14 protein-coding genes are annotated in these 19,470 nt (G+C 49.9%); 10 read left to right on the top strand and 4 right to left on the bottom strand.

Annotated elements, in window-relative coordinates; translation table 11 throughout:
* Positions 1–303 precede the first annotated feature (303 nt).
* The 4 genes from A7E78_RS15735 to A7E78_RS04770 all read right to left on the bottom strand — a co-directional run bounded on the left by A7E78_RS15735 (position 304) and on the right by A7E78_RS04770 (position 5,713).
* Positions 304–699, bottom strand: a complete 396-nt coding sequence (locus A7E78_RS15735; RefSeq protein ID WP_418361392.1) for a DUF3147 family protein — start codon at positions 697–699, stop codon at positions 304–306.
* 574 nt (positions 700–1,273) lie between these two features.
* A complete protein-coding gene (locus A7E78_RS04785; RefSeq protein WP_072283161.1) occupies positions 1,274–2,047 on the bottom strand; it encodes a DUF3047 domain-containing protein in 774 nt (257 codons plus the stop codon).
* Between the two features lie 30 nt (positions 2,048–2,077).
* Positions 2,078–3,151: an FAD-dependent oxidoreductase gene (locus tag A7E78_RS04780; RefSeq protein ID WP_083552701.1), complete on the bottom strand. Its 1,074-nt coding sequence runs from the start codon at positions 3,149–3,151 to the stop codon at positions 2,078–2,080.
* A gap of 150 nt (positions 3,152–3,301) precedes the next feature.
* The gene (locus A7E78_RS04770; RefSeq protein WP_072283160.1) at positions 3,302–5,713 is read right to left on the bottom strand and encodes a multicopper oxidase domain-containing protein; all 2,412 of its coding nucleotides are present in this window, start codon (positions 5,711–5,713) and stop codon (positions 3,302–3,304) included.
* A 572-nt stretch (positions 5,714–6,285) separates the two neighbouring features.
* Between A7E78_RS04770 and A7E78_RS04765 the strand changes: the two genes are divergently transcribed.
* From A7E78_RS04765 to A7E78_RS04720, 10 genes are all read left to right on the top strand, one after another.
* A complete protein-coding gene (locus A7E78_RS04765; RefSeq protein WP_072283159.1) occupies positions 6,286–7,251 on the top strand; it encodes a helix-turn-helix transcriptional regulator in 966 nt (321 codons plus the stop codon).
* 120 nt (positions 7,252–7,371) lie between these two features.
* Complete coding sequence (locus A7E78_RS04760; protein WP_072283158.1) at positions 7,372–8,415, top strand: nucleotidyltransferase domain-containing protein; 1,044 nt, start codon at positions 7,372–7,374, stop codon at positions 8,413–8,415.
* Complete coding sequence (locus A7E78_RS04755; RefSeq protein ID WP_072283157.1) at positions 8,412–10,073, top strand: ThiF family adenylyltransferase; 1,662 nt, start codon at positions 8,412–8,414, stop codon at positions 10,071–10,073. The genes A7E78_RS04760 and A7E78_RS04755 overlap by 4 nt, the downstream gene beginning before the upstream one ends.
* Positions 10,033–10,584, top strand: coding sequence for a Mov34/MPN/PAD-1 family protein (locus A7E78_RS04750; protein WP_072283156.1), 552 nt, complete (start codon positions 10,033–10,035; stop codon positions 10,582–10,584). The genes A7E78_RS04755 and A7E78_RS04750 overlap by 41 nt, the downstream gene beginning before the upstream one ends.
* Positions 10,581–11,609, top strand: a complete 1,029-nt coding sequence (locus tag A7E78_RS04745; protein ID WP_072283155.1) for an SAVED domain-containing protein — start codon at positions 10,581–10,583, stop codon at positions 11,607–11,609. Before A7E78_RS04750 ends, A7E78_RS04745 begins: the two co-directional genes overlap by 4 nt.
* Before the next feature lie 245 nt (positions 11,610–11,854).
* The gene (locus tag A7E78_RS04740; protein WP_072283154.1) at positions 11,855–12,247 is read left to right on the top strand and encodes a hypothetical protein; all 393 of its coding nucleotides are present in this window, start codon (positions 11,855–11,857) and stop codon (positions 12,245–12,247) included.
* A 449-nt stretch (positions 12,248–12,696) separates the two neighbouring features.
* Positions 12,697–13,908, top strand: a complete 1,212-nt coding sequence (locus A7E78_RS04735; RefSeq protein WP_158516072.1) for a TolC family protein — start codon at positions 12,697–12,699, stop codon at positions 13,906–13,908.
* Positions 13,909–14,017: 109 nt separating this feature from the next.
* Complete coding sequence (locus A7E78_RS04730; protein ID WP_072283152.1) at positions 14,018–15,523, top strand: efflux RND transporter periplasmic adaptor subunit; 1,506 nt, start codon at positions 14,018–14,020, stop codon at positions 15,521–15,523.
* Between the two features lie 105 nt (positions 15,524–15,628).
* Positions 15,629–18,853 carry an efflux RND transporter permease subunit gene (locus tag A7E78_RS04725; protein ID WP_072283151.1) on the top strand — a complete coding sequence of 1,075 codons (3,225 nt, stop codon included), beginning with the start codon at positions 15,629–15,631 and terminating at the stop codon, positions 18,851–18,853.
* Between the two features lie 54 nt (positions 18,854–18,907).
* Complete coding sequence (locus A7E78_RS04720; RefSeq protein WP_072283150.1) at positions 18,908–19,414, top strand: hypothetical protein; 507 nt, start codon at positions 18,908–18,910, stop codon at positions 19,412–19,414.
* Positions 19,415–19,470 lie beyond the last annotated feature (56 nt).

Raw genomic sequence — 19,470 nt, 5'->3', positions numbered from 1 at the left:
CTATTGGGGGATCCCAACTTATGCGGAGAAATTGGGATTGAAAGCTTGAGGTTGGAAATCGCTGGCGTGATATCGTAAGTCAAAAGCAATAGAGCATGGGGAACAGCTAGGTTTATACGCTAAATCCACTCGATCAACGTATAATATCCCAGACGTCAGTTTCTTTGAGAAGCACATCCCCCCCCTGTAATGAGAGAAAAGCCCCAGATCCGGCGATCAAGAGCTTTAGTTTGTCAAAAGAGATGATTTGCAGAACACCTTTTGGGCCATTCTTTCGTCTTGAACTTATGAAGACACGGTGCATCATAGTTTGATTCCATAATGATCTAGCAGGCACACTATTGCCCAATAACACAGGATGGTTATGCATATGCTAATGCCCATACTTATGTAAAAGTTAAGTCCATATCTGAGCAATAATGGCAAGCTAACAAACAGTGCCAACGAAGGCAATATTAGCCAGAATATTCCATTAGACAGCTCATTGATTTTGGAGGTATCTTTTGTTTCGATATAAAGCCAAATCATCGCAACAACTGAAATCAAAGGTGCCGAGGCTAAAATTGCACCGATAAAAGTACTTCGCTTTGACAACTCTGACACTAGGACTATTAACATCACAGTGACAAAAATTTTTAGTATGTAATAAAGCAAAGTTCCTCCCCCTGAAATGATCCCTCTCTTCAAGTTAAAAAACACTGACTAAAATTCTACCCTTTGAATTGATAGAATCAAGGCATTCGGCATGCCTTACATATTGGGAAATCCCGCCAAATTTTTGGGCGGCTTTTAATGCCTGATGGCAGATGCAATATAAGAATGGCCCATCCAGCGAGGATGGGCCATTCTGCATCTTGTTGATGACCATTAAGGTTGTAGCAGTTTCTACAAGAATTCCAGATTAAATTTCAAGGTTGAAGGCGGAAACTTTCCCAAGGATTAGCGGGGAATAATATACATTTTTGTATACCACATTTATGTATACATTTTTCTCCTTTGGTTCCAGTAGGTTACAAGTTAAAGAAAGATACTATGCTTTTAGCATAATCCTCTTTGGATAATAGCGACTTCCAATCCTCTAGCCTCGCTCCAACTTCAACAGGCACAAAGGGCAGGGGAAGCTGGTGATCTATGAGGGGGCCAACTTATGCTGAGAAGTTGGGAACTGGAAATCGCCACCAAAACTCAAAACACTCCAGGCCTCCAGGAAATGTGGCCTTTTCCGGTAATGCTGGGCCATTTCCCCTTTGCTCGATCCTTTCTTGTTACCCGGTCACTCGGGTCCAGTGCTCCGATGAAAGAAAAGATCCGCTATATAGCTGACGGCTTCCAAGTCGCTGGCATCGGTGTCGTTCAGAATGCCGATGAAGATCAGTTGGCGAGGTTCCTCGCCGTAGAGCCTCTTGAAATCCTCTCGAAGGTTACGGCGATAGGAGAGCCACCGCCCCAGTTTCTCCTGACCTCCCTCGACCACCATCAGCTTCTGCCAAGGTTTTCCGGGGTCGGGCAAAATCTCTCCCGCCGGCAAATGGCTGCTCCAGAGGTACTCTGTTATGCGTCCGCCCATGGCGTGACCATGGAAGCTGTCCAGATAGAGGAACCTCTTCAACCGGAACCAGAAGGTTTGTTTGGAAGCATCTGGCTCGAAGACAAAGAAAATTCGGATAGGGTGGTCGTCGCCGGCGGAGGTTTTTTCATCAATCCCCTCAAGGATGTTGTTGACCTTCCACCTCCAGGAAACGATGGGGTACTCACGTAAGTCAATGTCCACCTGCTTTTCAAGAAAAGTCAATGCGCCCTTGGAGTGGAGCATGACGGCAGGCTGCCCATCGTTGACGGTCCAGCGGGCCTGGGCTTTCTTGGTGGGCCCAAATAACCTTTTGCGCAGAGTCCAGCCCGCGGGGATCTTTCCGTCCTGAAATTTCTCTGCAGACAGACCTAGGTCAAGGGCCTGGCCAGCTTCAGCGGCGTGAAGCTCTGGGGATAAAACAAACAGACCAAGCAAGAAAAACAGGGCCACCATTCTTTGTCTTCTAGAGTTAAGCATTCTTCTTACTTTCTCCTGTAGAAGCATGCTTTACCTTATGGCTTCCGCGCCTGCTTTTTTCAAAAGATACGCCTTCGCCGCAAGAGCGGCTTTAGCACCCTCGCCAGAAGCGATAATAATCCGCTTGCCGAATGCATCGGTGACATCGCCTGCTGCGAAAATGCCAGGACGTGAGGTGGCACAATCCGGCCTTATAACAATTTCTTCTTTTTCATTCAGGGCCACAAGGTCCGCCACCAAGGCCGAGTTGGGTTCATGGCCAATTGCAACAAATACCCCCTGGACGGAAAGGCAGAGGCGTTTTCCCCCAGACATTTTCTCTATCTCAACCGTGGTCAGAGAATTCTCCCCAGCAAATTGCAACGTCCTGTACCCTTCGTATACTGTCAGGTTAGGGAATACCTTTACCCGTTCGATAATGGCCGGATCGGCCTTCAGTTTGGATGTGGAAACGAGGTGGATTCGGCGGGCGAGGGTTCGAAGGTTTTCCACGATCTGCAGGGCGCTGTTACCGCCTCCGATAACGGCCACCTCCTCGCCCTCAACGAAGGAGAAGTCGGGGATATTCCCGTAGAATACACCACGCCGTTGAAACTCCTCCTCTCCGGGGATATAAAGCTTCTTTCGAGTCATGCCGGTAGTAACCAGGACAGCGTTAGTCAAAAAGGTATCCTCTCCGCGAGTGACGACGTGGAACGCATCTTTCTCGGGAATGATTCGGGTCACCTCATCCATCAGGTGGTCAACAAAATGGGAATGAAGCAACTGATTCTGAAAACGGGAGACCAGCTCTGGGCCGGTGATGAAGTCAAACCCCATGTAGTTTTCAATCTTGGTGCTATCGACCGCCTGACCACCCAGATCCCTGGCGATCAAAAAAGCCTTCATCTTTAGAGTGGCGGCGAAGGTTGCCGCCGTCAGTCCAGCCGGCCCTCCACCGATGATGATCAGATCGAATGGCCCTGTGGGCCTCTTGCAAGAGCGATCCTCTAGAAACTTCCTGCGACACCCCTCTGAACAAAAGTAAAAGCGCTGGCCGTCGCATTGAACGCTTATGGCCGTTTCTTCTGATACTTCCATTTGGCAGATCGGATCTTTGGGCATTTTCTATCATTCCCATAAAAGAACGCGATGCTTGGCTTTAAGCACATGCAGGATCTACGGCTGGAGCAATCCCTGTTCCGAGCAGCTTTATGAGGTGGTTAGATGGCCGTTCGCCAATGGCATCTGTGGGTTGGGTTTTCCAGATAGCAGTTAGAAACGTAGAGAAATCCCGCCGCCATAACCGAACTCGGAATGCCACTTGCCAATCAGAGAAAGATCCCTTCTCAGCATGTAATGCAGACCAACAGCACCTTCCCATTTATCATGGGTGTCATATTCCACCTCACCATGGAGGGCCAACCTGGGCGTTAGCTCCAGATCCTTTTCCAGCATGAGCCGAGCTCCAGCCTCCGTGTCAACCCAGGCGGTGAAGTCCAAGTTCAGAGGCAGAAGATATTTCAATCCCAGAATACCCCGCAAATCTTCCGCATCTGAACCTTCACCCAAAACGTCGATGCCAGCCAAAAAGGAAGTGAATCGGTTCTGGTACCATCCCAAGGTGAAAAGACCTTCCCAGTCTGTCTTTTCCACTTCGTGCCAGCCGACTTCCCAGGCAGCATCGAACATGGTCCGGGTATTACTCATGGAGAAAACCCCTTCGGTCATGTTGCTCAAAAAGTCGGCCTGCGCCCAGGCGTACCACGAGTCACCATAAAGTTGGGGTCGGACCGCCTGGACATCCTCATTCGGCTGGAAATCCTGGTAATGGACAAGGCGAGCCATGCCGCTCTTCATATGATAAAGCAGGTGGCAATGGAAGAACCAATCGCCAACCTCATTGCCATAAAATTCAATCACCGTGGTGGACATGGGAGCCACGTCAACAGTGTGTTTGAGGGGAGCATGATCTTCCTGGCCGTTGACAACCCGGAAGAAATGTCCGTGCAGATGCATGGGGTGGTGCATCATGGTTCGGTTGATCATGATAAAACGGACGACTTCCCCTTCCTTGATCAAGATGTGGTCGGTTTCAGACAAGGGCTTGTTGTTCAAAAACCAGACATATCGCTCCATGTCGCCATCCAAGGTCAGCCGGATTTCGCGAACGGGTCTGTTTTTAGGCAGGGTTGTGGAACGAATGGAGCGCAGGCTGGGGTAGGGGGTGCCTGGGCGTTGCATACTGCCTTCCTGTGCCAGTTGCTTTCTTGAGGAAATGTCCGCCTCCAGAAATCCAAATCGACTTCCGTACTGCCGACCGGAAAATACGGAGGTTGAATCAGAGGTCTTATATTCTTGTCCAGTCGCTATCGACATGGACGAAAGATGCTGGCTATGCATGCCTTCAATAGCCGATTCTTTTGATTCAGGGGGAGGGGAGTGGTTCATATGGGTGGTCGGTTTGTGTTCGGCGCCATTGGATTTTTCCATCATGTGGTTCATGGGGTCTGGGGTGGGATCTGAGGCACCCTCATCCATATCGTGCATGTCCATCATGCCATCATGCATGCCCATCATGCCGGGGCGATCGAAGCGGCCTTTTTCCACCAATGAATCAGACATGCCCATGGTGCCGGCCGGGGTCAGGGAAAATAGGTCCGCCAGGCTACCCCGATGCATGCCTTGGTAAAGGTTGGGTTTGGGAATGTCAGATGCAGGGTGCCGTTTACCGGAACCAATCCAGACAGAGGCATGGCCTGATCCGTCATGTGCGGTTGCCCGTAATTCATATGCTCCGACGTCTGGCACAGTGATCAGCACATCATAGGTTTCCGCTACACCGACAAGAAACCGGCTTTGGTTATCAGGTTCCACAAGTTGGCCATCGGCACCGATGATGGTCATGGGGCCCCCGGCATATTCCAGGTGAAAATAGGTAGTGGCGGAGCCGTCAATAAGGCGCAGGCGAACAGTTTCCTCTGGCTTTGCGGCCAAAGTAATTTCGGGTTGTCCATTGGCAAGGAAATAGTCATAGGCCACATCGGCTATGTCCATGGGCGGCATGCGTTGCAGTTCCCGATAAAAATAGTCGCCCAGCTTGCCGGCATTGGCAGCGCCGAGAATGCTTTGGCCCGAGCCCTTTTCCAGGGCATACCATTCACTGCCACGTTTCAGGGTGCGTAATACCTCATGTGGATCATCTGTAGTCCAATCGGAAAGCAGAACGACATGGTCTTGATCCGCATGCTGTTTGTCTTCTTCATCGGCAATGACAATGGCACCATAGAGACCGCTTTGTTCCTGTAGGTTTGAGTGGGAGTGATACCAATAGGTTCCAGTCTGGCGGACGGGAAATTCGTAAGTGAAGGTAGTGCCGGGGGCAATGGGTGGCTGGGTGACAAATGGTACGCCATCCATGCCCGGGGGGACCAGAATGCCATGCCAATGAATAGAAGTGGGCACATCCATTTTGTTGGTAACATGGATTCGGGCCAGGTCACCTTTGTTGAAGCGAAGGACCGGTCCGGGTATCTTACCGTTAATGGTCATGCCTTGGGCTTGTTTACCCTGAATGGCGACTTTTTCAAAAGCAATGGTCAGATGGTATTCCTTGACAGCGGCCAGGCTCATGGACGGCAGAAGGAGTCCGCAGAAAACCGATAAGATCAAAGCTGTTCGGATCATGAGGGCAATCTCCAAATATTTTAGGGAAAAAGGAGTCGCGAGTAGATACAGGCCTTGTTTCTTTAAATAGTAGAATGTATTGACGAGAAAGCAAAACGGGTGAGAAGGCAGAAGTCGCTTTCAGCAATGAAAACGGGATAGAAAAACAAACAATAACAACATGCTGAAAAGTTAAGGCATGCCCATTTCTTTGTCCGCTAGCACCAGCCTAGACCTAACTGTAGGTTTGTCTGTATGTGCAATTGTTCCACTGTAGCGCCTGTCTGCAATATGCCGGAAAGCAACTTATACACCGCAGGGGCATCTTTCTATATTGTCCGAATTTTAGTGAGCACCTTATTAAGATTCTTGACAGGGGTGTCATAAATGCTTGATCTTACTTAAGAGATTTATAAGAAGAAGTGTTTTGTCTTGGAGGGGTGCTGTTCTACACTGAATTTCCAAAGTGAACCACCTTAAACAGCCTAGCTGGACGGGCGGTTTTGTTTGTCTAGGTGAAGTTTAGAAGGCAATACAGTCCCCCCCCCCTTGGAATTTGCATGGAGATATGATTACGAAAGGGGTCCTATATAATGGGCGATTTTCTAGCATTTGAACGGTTTTACTGGTTTGATTCGCAGATACGTAAAAACGCATACCCAAACCTGAGACATTTGTCTGAACACTTTGAAATAGATCGGCGAACAGCAAGCCGCACACTTGACTTCATGCGCGATCGAATGAAAGCGCCATTAATTTACTGGTCAAAAAAACGTGGATACAGCTACACAGACAACTCTTACGAATTGCCTCGTTTTCAAATAACCCAAGAGGAACTTCTGTCTTTACTTCTCGCGCGCCAACTATTATCTCCGAGTGCTGGTGGCTTAATCAGCGAACAAATTTTATCTTTTTTCCAAAAATTAATATCCGTCGATAGTCAAATCTGCATGAGTCCTGATCGTTTGGATGAGATTTTCTCCGCCACTTGGATAGGCTATACACCAACCACAGCAACAGTTTTCCAAACAATATTCCAGGGGCTGCTTGAACAACGTGTAATTGAATTCTCTTATACAACACCACGGGATGGTGTTGTGACTAACCGTACAGCCGAACCACATCACCTCCAGCACTATATGGGCAACTGGATAATGATAGCCTTGTGCCACCTGCGTAATGAATGGCGCACCTTTACCGTATCTCGCATAGACAAAGTAAAATTAAAGAACGATATATTTTCCTTTAAACCTAGAGAAGAATGGGAGTCTCAACTTGCCGGTGGATTTGGTCTATTCCAAGGGAAGGAACTTGTAGATGTGATCTTGCGCTTCAACCCATTCCGTACCAGATGGATTAAGGGAGAATGCTGGCACCCTCAACAGCGTGTTGAGGAACTGACTGATGGTTCCTTACGAATGACGTTTCCTGTGGCCGCATTTCATGAAGTAAAAATGCGAATTTTGCAATATGGTGCAGATGTGGTTGTTGAAGCTCCTGAAAAATTACGAACTGAAATAGCGGAAGAAATTGAAAAAATGAACCTTGTTTACAAATGAAGATATTTTTTTAAGGTATGGCGCTAGCTGTCAGGGGTAGGCATGTAAAATTGCCCCCGATACTCGACAAGAATTACTAACGCGTCAATGGAGGCGTAAATTTCGCCATGGAGGAAATTAATGGCTAATCTTCAAAAGCAAATGAACAATTTTCACGACAAGATTAGGCTCAAGGGTTTTGAAAAAAACGAACGGCTAAAGGACAAGCGCGACCTTCTAATCAAAAATCTTCGGGATAATTTAAACTCTGATGAAGATGACCCAAAGCTGTATTTTAAAGAATTTAATCAAGGAAGCTACGCTATGCACACTGGCGTAAAGCCCTTCAAACAGGACCAGGATGAGTTCGATATCGACGTGGGTTTAGTTTTCGATTTGAACGCCGAGAAACACCAGGCTTATATTGATGACCCTGTAGAGCTAAAAAAGAGGGTATTAAAAGCTCTGAACCATCCAGCCCGCACAGTTAAAGTCAAACGCCCCTGCGTTACAGTGTCCTATGCTGCAACCAATAGTGAGAGCGGATATCACGTAGATCTTGCCTGCTATATGACTTCGAATAGCATTGATGGACTTCTAGATTTAGCCAAGGGGAAACTGAACTCTGCTCCTACAGAAAAAAAGTGGGAAACCAATGACCCCAAGGGATTGATTGAAAAAATCAACAATCGGTTTCCAGGTGAAGACAACACCGAATCTCGCCATCAAATGCGGAGGGTTATTCGCATGTTTAAACGCTGGCGCGACAAGCAAGCATTGAACAAGCCTATAAGTATCTCTCTTACATGTGAAGTCTATGAAAGGTTTCAACCGGTGCAAGAGACAATTCCAGGCTCCGGAACAAAACCAAATGATCAGCAGGCATTTCTTAATCTGGTTACAGATATCCTAAACAACGTTATTAACGACAGAGTTTATAGTTATCTCATTGTTTATCCCAATTCTGACCTAAATGAGCTAATGACTGAAAACCAAATGGAAACATATATTTCTAAGCTAAATAACCTCAAAGAAGCCCTACAGCAATCTATTGATTTCATCTGCCCACACGAAGCTTCCAAAAAGCTAAAAAATCAATTTGGTGATGACTTTGATGTCCTGCCCAAAGAAGACACCGCACAAAAAGCTGCAACGGCTATCGGAACTACGGGGGCCAATGCGTGAACCAACCCGTACCTCTAGCAGAGCTTCTTGAAGCTGTTGGTGCATGGGACATCAAACCTATCCCTCAACAGCAGGAGCATTTCAGTTTCAACTTTAAGGGACAGAGAAACGTATGGTCTCTTAGTGCACGTTGGCTTGACACTGGAAAGCTACCTCAAATTTATCTAGATGATAGACATTGCGACAAGCATCGCCCACATGTAGCTTGGTACCGGGTAGTTTGTTATAACGACGGGGAAGGACTTTTTTTTACTGATGAAGACTTAGAATCTGTACTTCTAAAATCACTCCAGATGGCGATAAAAGTTCTTGATGATGGATCTAGTGGCAACCTCACTGAATTTTTCTCTGAACTTGAAGGTTATATGGATGGAATTATAAAAATCAAACCCAGTACTAACTACCAATGTTATTTCCCTCTAGAAGAAACACCGCATAAATTATGGGCATATTGCGAGTCGAAAACTTCGCATAAATATAAATGGTACTCAGAGCGAAATCAGTGCTGGGGTGTGAGCGAAAAAGATTGGAAGAGAACCACTGAAAAAAAATCACCAGCACACGGTGTCCGAGGATACTATTTACCCCTTAGAGATCAACACATTGACCCACCTCTGCCAGGGGAATACTGGTCATTTAATGACCTACTGAAATTAGTAAACAGCTTTCTGCCTGAGCTCCCTGAACTAGAGAAATTTGTTAACAAGCCATGGCAGAGATATATTTTTTCTTTTCCGCGCGAAAAGGGTGAACGTGGTGCATTTGGCATTCTTGTTAATAAGGATGGAGCAAGCTACAGAGTTCATCACATCCCCGTTTCTAGATTCCACAAGGACTACTTACAAAAACGAGCCTCCCTAACTATCCACGCCGCCATTAAATCTCAACGAGTTGCTATGATTGGTTGTGGATCCATCGGCAGCATGATCTCGCAAATGCTCGTTCAAAGCGGATTTGACAACCTGACACTTGTTGATCCTGACATTTATTCCGCTGATAATTTGTACAGGCACGTCCTTCCAAAATACTTTATTGGAGGAGGAAAAGCTGCTGGCCTTAAAATGTTTCTTGAATCAGCGTTCCTCGATTTGTCACTTAAAGCAAGCAGCGACAATGGTGCAAAGTGGGCGACCCCTGAGAATATCCAGCAACATGACCTCATCATCCTAGCAACGGGAAATCATGCCTTCGAAAGGCAACTGTTAAAGACCTTCATAAGGAATTCTTCGCTAGGACAAAAGATAATGTCAGTATGGAATGAGCCACTTGGCCTTGGTGGACATGTCGTTTTACACCAAACAGGGCAACATGGATGCCTTAATTGTTTATATTTCGAGGGCGGCAGTCAACTCATACACCCACAAGTTTCTTTCATCACTCCTAATCAAAAAGTATCCAAAAACCTTACTGGTTGCGGAGGGTCCTTTTCTCCTTTCAGTGCAAATGATTCTAGGCAGACAGCTCTCCTAGCAACAAGGACGATCGAGACCGCGCTAACAAGTAAAGAAAAAAGCTTTTACGAGTTTTGGCGTGGGGACAAAAAGCAAGCAATACATAATGAAATCAATCGTTCACCTGTGTATGACAGTGGCTTTCCGGAAAAGGATTTATGGTGGGATGAGAAAACGAATACTGGTTGCCCAATCTGTAGAAACTAAAGAACCAACAGACACATATAAAGAGCACGTCTGGTCTTGTGAAGGTTATAGCCTCGCTATACCAGAAAATTTATACACTGAATTGCTCTCGTTTAGGCAACTCAATCGAGAAATGATGGAATCGGGAGGATTTATAATTGGCCGACGCATATCAGGTACTCAAACTTCTGTCGCCGACGAAATATCCACTCCTATGAGGGAAGACTTTCAAACGCGATCATCCTTTTTTCGTAATTATGGTCATATCGACTGGCTAAAAAATCGTTGGAAAGCCACCCACCAAACTGGGCAATTACTTGCTACTTGGCATACCCATCCAGAACCTATTCCTTCTCCATCATCCACTGACTACGGGGATTGGCGCAATGTCCTAAAAAAATGTGTATTGCCTGGGGTTCCAGTCTATTTCGTAATTGTAGGGCAGGAACAGATAGTGGTCTGGCGAGGACTTAAACGAAAGTTTTCCCGTCAAACCTTTTCAACATGTAGCTTTGAGGGAGTGATTGGTTGATAAATCTTATTTGGGACATGTGGGATAAATGGTGCAAATATAAGTTCACTGACCCCGTATTTGCCTTTGCTAAAGTGTGTCTACGCTTGGGTGTCACACTTTTAGCCGGGGGCGTGGGATGGGCGATAATTATAAGCATTAAATATCGTGGCATCCCCGCAAGCATCGAGATAGGTCCTTCTCAGCCGACTTTTGTTGGTCTGCTGCTTATTGCTGTGGGACTTACTCTAGGAATTTGGAGAATCCTAAAATCTTCAACCACTGTTGGGTGCTTCCTCGTTGTACATAAAGGGATGCCTGGCATGGATCTAGGAAATCCAAAAGCTTCTCTTCCCGGTGTATGTAAACGCGGCGAGATCAGGGAGATTCAAATACCATACCTTGCTGAAAAAAAAGAAGTCATGAGAAAGATCGAATCGGTCAGTGATCGCATTCAACAAGACATTAACCATAAAAACGAATGTACCTCTCTTGCCTACGCAGGCATGGCGCCGATTCCATTTTTGTTTTACACCGGCCACCTTCTGACCAATAGGCAACATGTTAAATACATACTCGACTGGGATCGAGATTACGGAATATGGCACGACCTTGGAGCAAAACCGCACAATATCAAGCTCAAGGAAGAAAGACCTGCCTCTGAGGCATTAGAAGAAATCGCTATTGCTATACCTTTGAGCGTAGAAATTTCAGAGCAATCCATCCACAGCACAATAGGCAAAAACATCCCAATTTTATGGCTTCGCCACCCAAATGGTGCGTCAAGAGACTCTCTAAACAGTGAAAAAGATCAGATTCTCTGCTCTACTCAATTTTACAATTGCCTTGCTGGAATTCGTAGTGAGTATCTTGGTTTAAAACAGGTCCATTTATTCGTAGCAGCTCAAGCATCATTTGTCTTTCGGCTTGGGCAATCATATACGGCATCAACCCACCCACCCATATCTATCTACGGCTTCGATGCCAAGGCCGGTGTGTACGATTGGTCCATCAATATTTCTGAGCAAAAGGTGGAGATTATATAGACTTAAATCGATCCATGTCGCTACTTTAAAGAATTCTGCTAAAAAAAGGTTGTGTGCCATTCTATTCTAGGGAGATAGTGCCGCTTTTCTCCTTGTTGCCTGTTCGATTTTGGAAAACCCACGATTGGCGTTGAAACTATTTGACAGGAGTGGATCGTGGTGCTAGGGTTTTTCTAAGAGACCCGCTATTGTTCTTGATCGGATAGCTAGGGTTATTGTGTTTACCTCTTCTCAGGATTAATCACATGTTGCTGCGCTTTTTTACATCCATCCTCCTGCTGGCGATGTTCTTGCCGGTCGGGGTGTTTGGGGCGGTAATCCACCGCTGTGAAACGGAGAAAAGCGTTGTCAGGATGTCCTGCTGCCAAGGGGCGGAAAACGATCGCTTGACGGCCGACGGTGTCGAGCAGTTGACTCATCGCTGCCAGATCCAAACGGCTCCAGTCGTCCAGCAACCGGCTTCTTTAAGCCACAAGATTGAAATCGATGCCGCCTCTCTGGTGGGTGTCGACATTTCCACTATTCCATCGTTGCGTCTCACGGCGTCAATCCACCAAATCTCCTCTGTTCGGGTGTCTCTTTATTCGCCCGGTGGAGGAGCACCTGTCTTCCTAACCACCTGTTCCTTTCTAATTTGATCCCTCCTGAGCCTTTCAGGCTCTAGATTCTCTTGTTGTTGTCGGACAATAGCGTTCTCATGTCTGACATCCGGCTAGATCAGGATTCCGTAACTTTCAATCAAACATAGCAAACCTGTTGGTGCGGAGAATTAATACCGCTCGACAACATTCGTCTCTTGATACTTGCAGTTGGGCTGCTAGATGACGTCTTGGGGATTTATTTCGGTGCTCCAATACATCGGTAGTCAGATTAATCAAGCGTGTATAGAGATATACGAAATTAAAGCTATAGTTTAACGGAGCAGATTAAAATTTTCTTTCTCCGGAGGGTAGCTATGACATCCCATAATTTGTTGGCTGTGGGCCTATTGGTTGGGTTTCTGTCATTGGGTAGTGTTTCCCCAGCAATGGCACAGCAAAAGGCTTCAACACTGACGGCAAACACGAAAAACGAGCAGATACAACTTATGACTCTGGTAGAAGAGGCGCTGGCCAACAACCCAGACCTGCAGGCCGCCGAATCGCGGTGGAGAATGGCTGAACACAAGGTGATCCCAGCCCGCAGCTTGGATGATCCACGGCTGAGCTTTGCACTGTCGAACTATCCTGTCGACAGTTTTTCCGGCGACGAAACACCCATGACCGGGAAGGAGATTCAGTTGTCCCAGATGTTTCCTTTTCCCGGCAAACTGGGCGCCAAAGAAGATATGGCCAAGCAACAGGCGTTGTGGTTCCGAGGCGTCTATGAAGATGCCAAAGGGCAACTGGTACAGCGAGTCAAGGATGCCTGGTATCTGGTATATTTTCAGGATCAGGCCATCGCCATAACCAGCGAGAATATCGCCATCCTGCAGGACTTTATTCGTCTGACCGAAACTCGCTATGAAGTCGGTACCGGACATCAGCAGGATGTGCTTAAAGCCCAGGTTGAACGTTCGAAACTTCAGGACAAGCTTTTCAACTTGGAGCAGCAGCGGATCACCGCCTTGGCTGATCTTAACCGACTGTTGAACCGTCCTGTTGCAACACCGATGGATGCGCCTAAGAACCTTACGCTGCCGCCGGTCGATGCGAGTCTGCAGCAGTTGATCGAATTGTCACGATCTCAACGCCCTCTGTTCGGAGCATATCAGGCGGTAATCGATCGCTACCAAGCGCAGCGCAGGCTGAAGAAGCTTGATTACTATCCAGACTTCAACGTCTTTGCGGGATACCGTCAGCGGGAAGATGTGCCGGGAGACCCGGTGGAGGGCAGCGACTTTGTTAGCGCTGGTGTCAGCATCAACCTTCCTCTTTGGCAAGGTAAGCGGAGGGAGGCGGTGGCCGAAGCTGATTCTGGGATGCGCATGGCGCGTAGGCAGTTCGAGGATTTCCGTAACCGGGTCGATTTCGACATTTCCGATCAGTACGCGCAGATGGAAAAGAACCGCGACTTGGTGGAATTGTTCAAGACCGGGATAATCCCTCAGGCTGAGCAAAGTTTCGAGGCGAGCCTGTCCGCTTACCAGGTCGGCGATGTCGATTTTCTCAACCTGCTCGATAGCCTGATGACCTCGTATCGTTACCAGATCAATTACCATCGTGCTCTAGCCGACTATGGACGTAGCCTCGCTAAGCTTGAAGCGGCGGTGGGGCAGTATCTCGATCCCGCGTTCCAAACGAAGCTAAAACCAGAATAGTCCTGCTGCCCTCAAAGGTCTCGGCACTAGGACCTCTTGAGTGCGGCCTTAGATAGGTATTTAAAATTAGGTAGTTGCTGATGAACTCCTTAGAAATTGGATCAATGATATGAAACCTTCAAAAAAACGGTTACTGATAATCATTCTGCTCTTTCTGCCCCTGGCATTTGGCGGGGGCTGGTATGCCTGGCACAAGGTCGGATCTGTTTCGGAACATACTGGTCACGATGACAGTGAGATGAAATCAGCGAAACAGCAGTATACCTGTGGCATGCACCCGATGGTCATCACCGACGAGCCGGGCGATTGTCCTATTTGCGCCATGGCATTGACCCCGGTGAAGTCCGGAACTATTGGACAGGCTGAAGCGGCCGAGTTACCCCAGGGCAAGGAAAGCAAAGGGGAGCGTAAAATCAAGTACTGGGCGGCTCCAATGGACCCCACTTACATCCGCGATGAACCGGGCAAGTCGCCCATGGGCATGGACCTCGTGCCGGTCTACGAGGATGAGGCTCCTTCCGGCGCGACCATCGCTATTGATCCGGTCACCGCCCAGAACATGGGGGTACGCACCGCATCGGTAGAACGACGCGATCTGCATCGGCTTATTCGCACCGTCGGCACCGTCGACTACGACGAACCGAATGTGACCTCAATCAACGCCAAGGTGGACGGCTGGATCGAAAAACTGCACGTCGCCGAGACCGGACAGATTGTGAAAAAGGGCCAGCCGCTGCTGGAAATCTACAGCCCAAAACTGGTAGCGGCCCAGCAGGAGTACCTACTGGCCCTGCGCAACCGGTCTGCTCTTAAAGACAGCTCCTTTGCCGAAATTGCCGCCGGCGGCGCCCGGCTGGCGGAAGCGGCCCGGCAGCGCCTGCGTTACTGGGACATCAGCTCATGGCAGATCCGGCAATTGGAAAAGACTGGCAAGGTGCGCAAGACATTGACCCTTTATGCGCCCTACAAGGGAGTGGTGACCATGAAGATGGCCATGCCCGGCCAGCACATCAAGGCCGGCCAGGAACTGTTCCAGATTGGCGATATCTCCAAGGTCTGGATTTATGCCGATATCTACGAATACGAACTGCCCTGGATCAAAGTTGGGCAGCAGGCAGAAGTACTGCTGCCTTATGTCGGCGACAAGTCCCTCACTGCCGAAATAAGCACTATCTATCCCTACGTCGAACCCAAGACCCGTACGGTCAAGGCGCGACTGGAGTTCGACAATCCTGGTCTTGAGCTCAAACCCGATATGTATGTCAATGTGCGAATCCAGGCGCAAAAGGTTCAGGACGCGCTGGCCGTACCAGGCGAAGCGGTTCTCAATTCCGGGGAGAAGCAGACGGTGTTCGTCGCCTTGGGAGGCGGCAAGTTCGAACCTCGTGAGGTGAAGACCGGTGTACAGGACCAGGATGGGTACATAGAAATTACTCAGGGGCTTCTGGACAGTGAGAAGGTGGTTACCAGTGCGCAGTTCCTGTTCGATTCGGAAAGCAAATTGCGTGAAGCGATTCAGAAGATGCTGGAGCCGAAGGAGGCCGAGACGGATTCAGCCGATGAGCACGCCGGGCATGAGACGCCGGAAGAGGATCTTGAAGCGTTGTTTGAATAATGTGAAATTGTCATTTGTCATTGGTCATTTGTTTAATACAGATGATCGGGCTTTTTGCTTTTAACTCAATGACTAATGACCAGTGACCAATGATGGGATAAATTTATGCTTGAAAAAATAATCGAATGGTCCGTTCGCAATAAATTCATGGTGATTCTGGCGACCGCCTTTCTAATGGTGGGCGGGGTCTATTCCCTGAAGAATATCCCCATCGACGCCATTCCCGACCTTTCGGATGTGCAGGTCATTGTTTTTACCGAGTATCCGGGCCAGGCGCCGCAGGTGGTGGAAGACCAGGTTACCTATCCGCTCACCACGCAGATGCTCGCCGTGCCCGGAGCCAAAGTGGTGCGAGGCTACTCGTTTTTTGGTTATTCCTTCGTTTACATCATCTTCGAGGACGGCACCGACCTGTATTGGGCCCGCTCCCGGGTGCTCGAATATCTCAACTACGCGGCAGGCCGATTGCCGCAGGGGGTGACGCCGAGTCTTGGTCCCGATGCCACCGGGGTAGGCTGGGTCTACGAGTACGCACTGCAAAGTGACCGCCACGACCTGCAGCAATTGCGGTCCATACAGGACTGGTTTCTGCGTTATGAGTTGACCGCCGTGGAGGGGGTATCCGAGGTGGCCAGCATCGGCGGTTACGTCAAGCAGTATCAGGTGGCGGTCGACCCCGACCGGCTGCTAGCGTATCACATCACCATTCCGCAGATCAAAAAGGCTATTAAGCGTAGCAACAACGATGTCGGCGGTCGTCTTGTGGAGATGGCCGAGACCGAATTCATGGTGCGCAGCCCCGGCTACATTCAGTCGGTGGCCGATCTGGAAAAGGTAGCGGTGGGCACCGACCGCCGGGGCACGCCGATTCTGTTGCGGGATCTCGCCCAGGTGCGCATCGGGCCGGAGTTGCGCCGTGGTCTGGCGGAACTCAACGGCGAGGGCGAGACGGTGGGCGGGATCATTGTCATGCGTTTCGGCGAAAATGCCCTGAAAACCATCGACAACGTTAAGGACAAGTTACAGGAACTCAAAGCCGGGCTTCCCGAAGGGGTGGAGATCGTCCCGGTCTACGACCGCTCAGGCCTAATTCAGCGCTCCGTATCTAACCTGCAGGAGAAGCTACTGGAGGAAAGCATAGTCGTCGCCCTGGTGATTATCCTCTTCCTGTTCCATCTGCCGAGTGCGGCGGTGGTTATTCTCGCTCTGCCGGTGGCGATCCTGATGGCCTTTATCATCATGTTCGCCCAGGGGATTAACGTCAACATCATGAGCCTGGGCGGTATCGCCATTGCCATCGGCACCATGGTCGACTCTGCCATCATTATGGTGGAGAACGCCCACAAACACTTGGAGAAGGGCGAGGGGGGGAGAACGCGTACCCAGGCCATCGTCACGGCGGCCAAGGAGGTCGGCCCGACCATCTTCTTCGCCCTGCTGGTTATCACCGTGTCCTTCGCGCCGGTGTTCACCCTGCAGGAGCAGGCAGGGCGGTTGTTCAAGCCGCTGGCTTTCACCAAGACCTATTCCATGGCCGCGGCGGCGATACTGGCCGTCACCCTGGTTCCGGTATTGATGGTCTGGTTCATTCGCGGCAAGATTCACAGCGAGGATCGCAATCCCATCAGCCGGCTTCTGATTCGCCTTTACCACCCGGTGGTCAACTTTGTATTGCGCTGGCGCAAGACAACCCTGCTGGTGGCCCTGCTGCTGGTCCTCTCGGCCGCTTATCCGCTGTCCCGCATGGGCACCGAATTCATGCCGCCCCTGTATGAGGGGGATCTTCTTTATATGCCAACCACCCTGCCGGGGATCTCCATCACCAAGGCCCGGGAACTGCTGCAGCAGACCGACCGCATCATTCGCCAGTTTCCAGAGGTTCATCACGTCTTCGGCAAAATCGGTCGCGCCGAAACAGCCACCGATCCGGCTCCCCTGTCGATGATCGAAACCACTATCATGCTCAAGCCTGAGGACGAGTGGCGCGAGATCTATACAGCACGTTTCTATAGCGACTGGCCCGACTGGACCAAGCCGATGAAGGTGCCGTTGCGCTGGGTCTGGCCGGAAGAGAAACGGATCAGCGTCGAGCAATTGACCGAGGAGCTCAACGCCGCTATTCAGTTTCCGGGATTGACGAACGCCTGGACCATGCCCATCAAGACCCGTATCGACATGCTCTCCACCGGGATCAAGACGCCTGTCGGCATCAAGATCATGGGGCCGGACTTGCAGACTCTGAGCGATCTCGGCGAACAGGTCGAAGCTCTGGTGCAAACCTTGCCAGGGACTCTGAGCGCCTTTTCCGAGCGGGTGGTGGGAGGCAACTACCTCGACTTTATCATTGACCGCGACCAGGTGGCCCGCTACGGCCTCACCGTCGGTGACGTGCAGGACATTATCCAGAGTGCTATCGGCGGCATGAACGTGACCCAGGCCGTCGAGGGGCTGGAGCGCTATCCGGTCAACGTCCGCTACCTGCAGGACTACCGTAATGATCTGCCGGCCCTGAAACGGGTACTGATCCCCATTGCCGAGGGCAAGCACATACCCATCGGTCAGATTGCCGATATCCGCATCCGGAAGGGTCCGGGGGCCATCAAGAGCGAGAACGCTCGGCGCACCGCCTGGGTTTTTGTCGACCTCAAGGGGATCGACGTCGGGACCTACGTGAAGAATGCCCGCAAGGCCGTGGCGGAGAATATCACGCTGCCGGAAGGCTACAACCTTGTCTGGAGCGGTCAGTATGAGTACATCGAGTCCACCCGGGAGCGTCTGCTGCTGATCATTCCGCTGACAGTGGTGGTGATCTTCGTGCTGATTTACCTGAGTACCAAGTCGGCGATCAAAACCGGCATCGTGTTTTTGGCTGTGCCTTTCTCTCTGGTGGGCGCCTTCTGGTTGCTCTACCTGCTCGGCTACAACATGTCCATCGGTGTGTGGGTCGGCCTCATCGCCCTGGCCGGGCTCGACGCCGAAACCGGGGTGGTGATGCTGCTGTACCTCGATATTGCTCACAAGAACTGGACGGAAAAGGGGCGCATGCGCACTTGCGGCGACTTGGCCCAGGCTATCCATCACGGTGCTGTCAAGCGTATCCGCCCCAAGGTGATGACTGTTATCACCATTATTGCCGGCCTTTTTCCCATCATGTGGAGTACCGGAGCAGGGGCTGACGTAATGAAGCGCATTGCCGCACCGATGGTTGGTGGTTCGGTCACCTCATTGGTGTTGGAAATGCTGGTCTATCCGGTCGTTTTCTTCATCTGGCGGGCCCGCAGTTTGGACCCCAGCTCGGAGGCGACTGCCTCGGGAGAACTGGAAGATTAACCTCAACCCTGTCGCAATGCAGGCAGGCAAATACACCATCCTACGGAGGAAACAATGAAACAAGGTAAACTCGGATTGATGATCACCCTGATCGTAAGCGGTGCTCTGCTCGCCACGTCAGCACTGGCCATGGAAGGCCATGCGGACCACAAAATGTCCGGCGAGATGAATCACACCGACAAGCAGCAGATGCAGGGCATGCAGAATGGCAAGGCCATCATGACTCTGCCCGCCGAACAGGAAATTGACGGGGTCAAGGGCATGTTTCATCTGATGCCTATAGACCCGAAAGTTCTACCGGCCGGACATAAGGCCACCCACCATTTGATGGTGATGTTCAACGATGTCGGTACCGGCAAGGCCATTGAGGCCGGCACGGTGGCGGTGAAAGTCACCAGTCCCGATGAATCGATATCGGGTCCCCATAAAATGATGGGTATGCAAGGCCATTTCGGGGCGGATGTGAACCTCGATAAGCCGGGTGTCTGGCATTTTAGAATGGCTACCAAGTTTGCCGACGGCAAAGTGCGTCAATTTCATAGCCATCACGTCGTTAAGTAAAGCCGTGCCGGGGCCGCTTTCGGGGCGGTCCCAGTCATTACAGTAAACCGTCTCCT

It is taken from the genome of Syntrophotalea acetylenivorans (genome assembly GCF_001887775.1).
Lineage (GTDB): Bacteria > Desulfobacterota > Desulfuromonadia > Desulfuromonadales > Syntrophotaleaceae > Syntrophotalea_A > Syntrophotalea_A acetylenivorans.
Note: the sequence above shows the minus strand (reverse complement) of the source record. Positions and strands in the feature narration are given on the sequence as shown.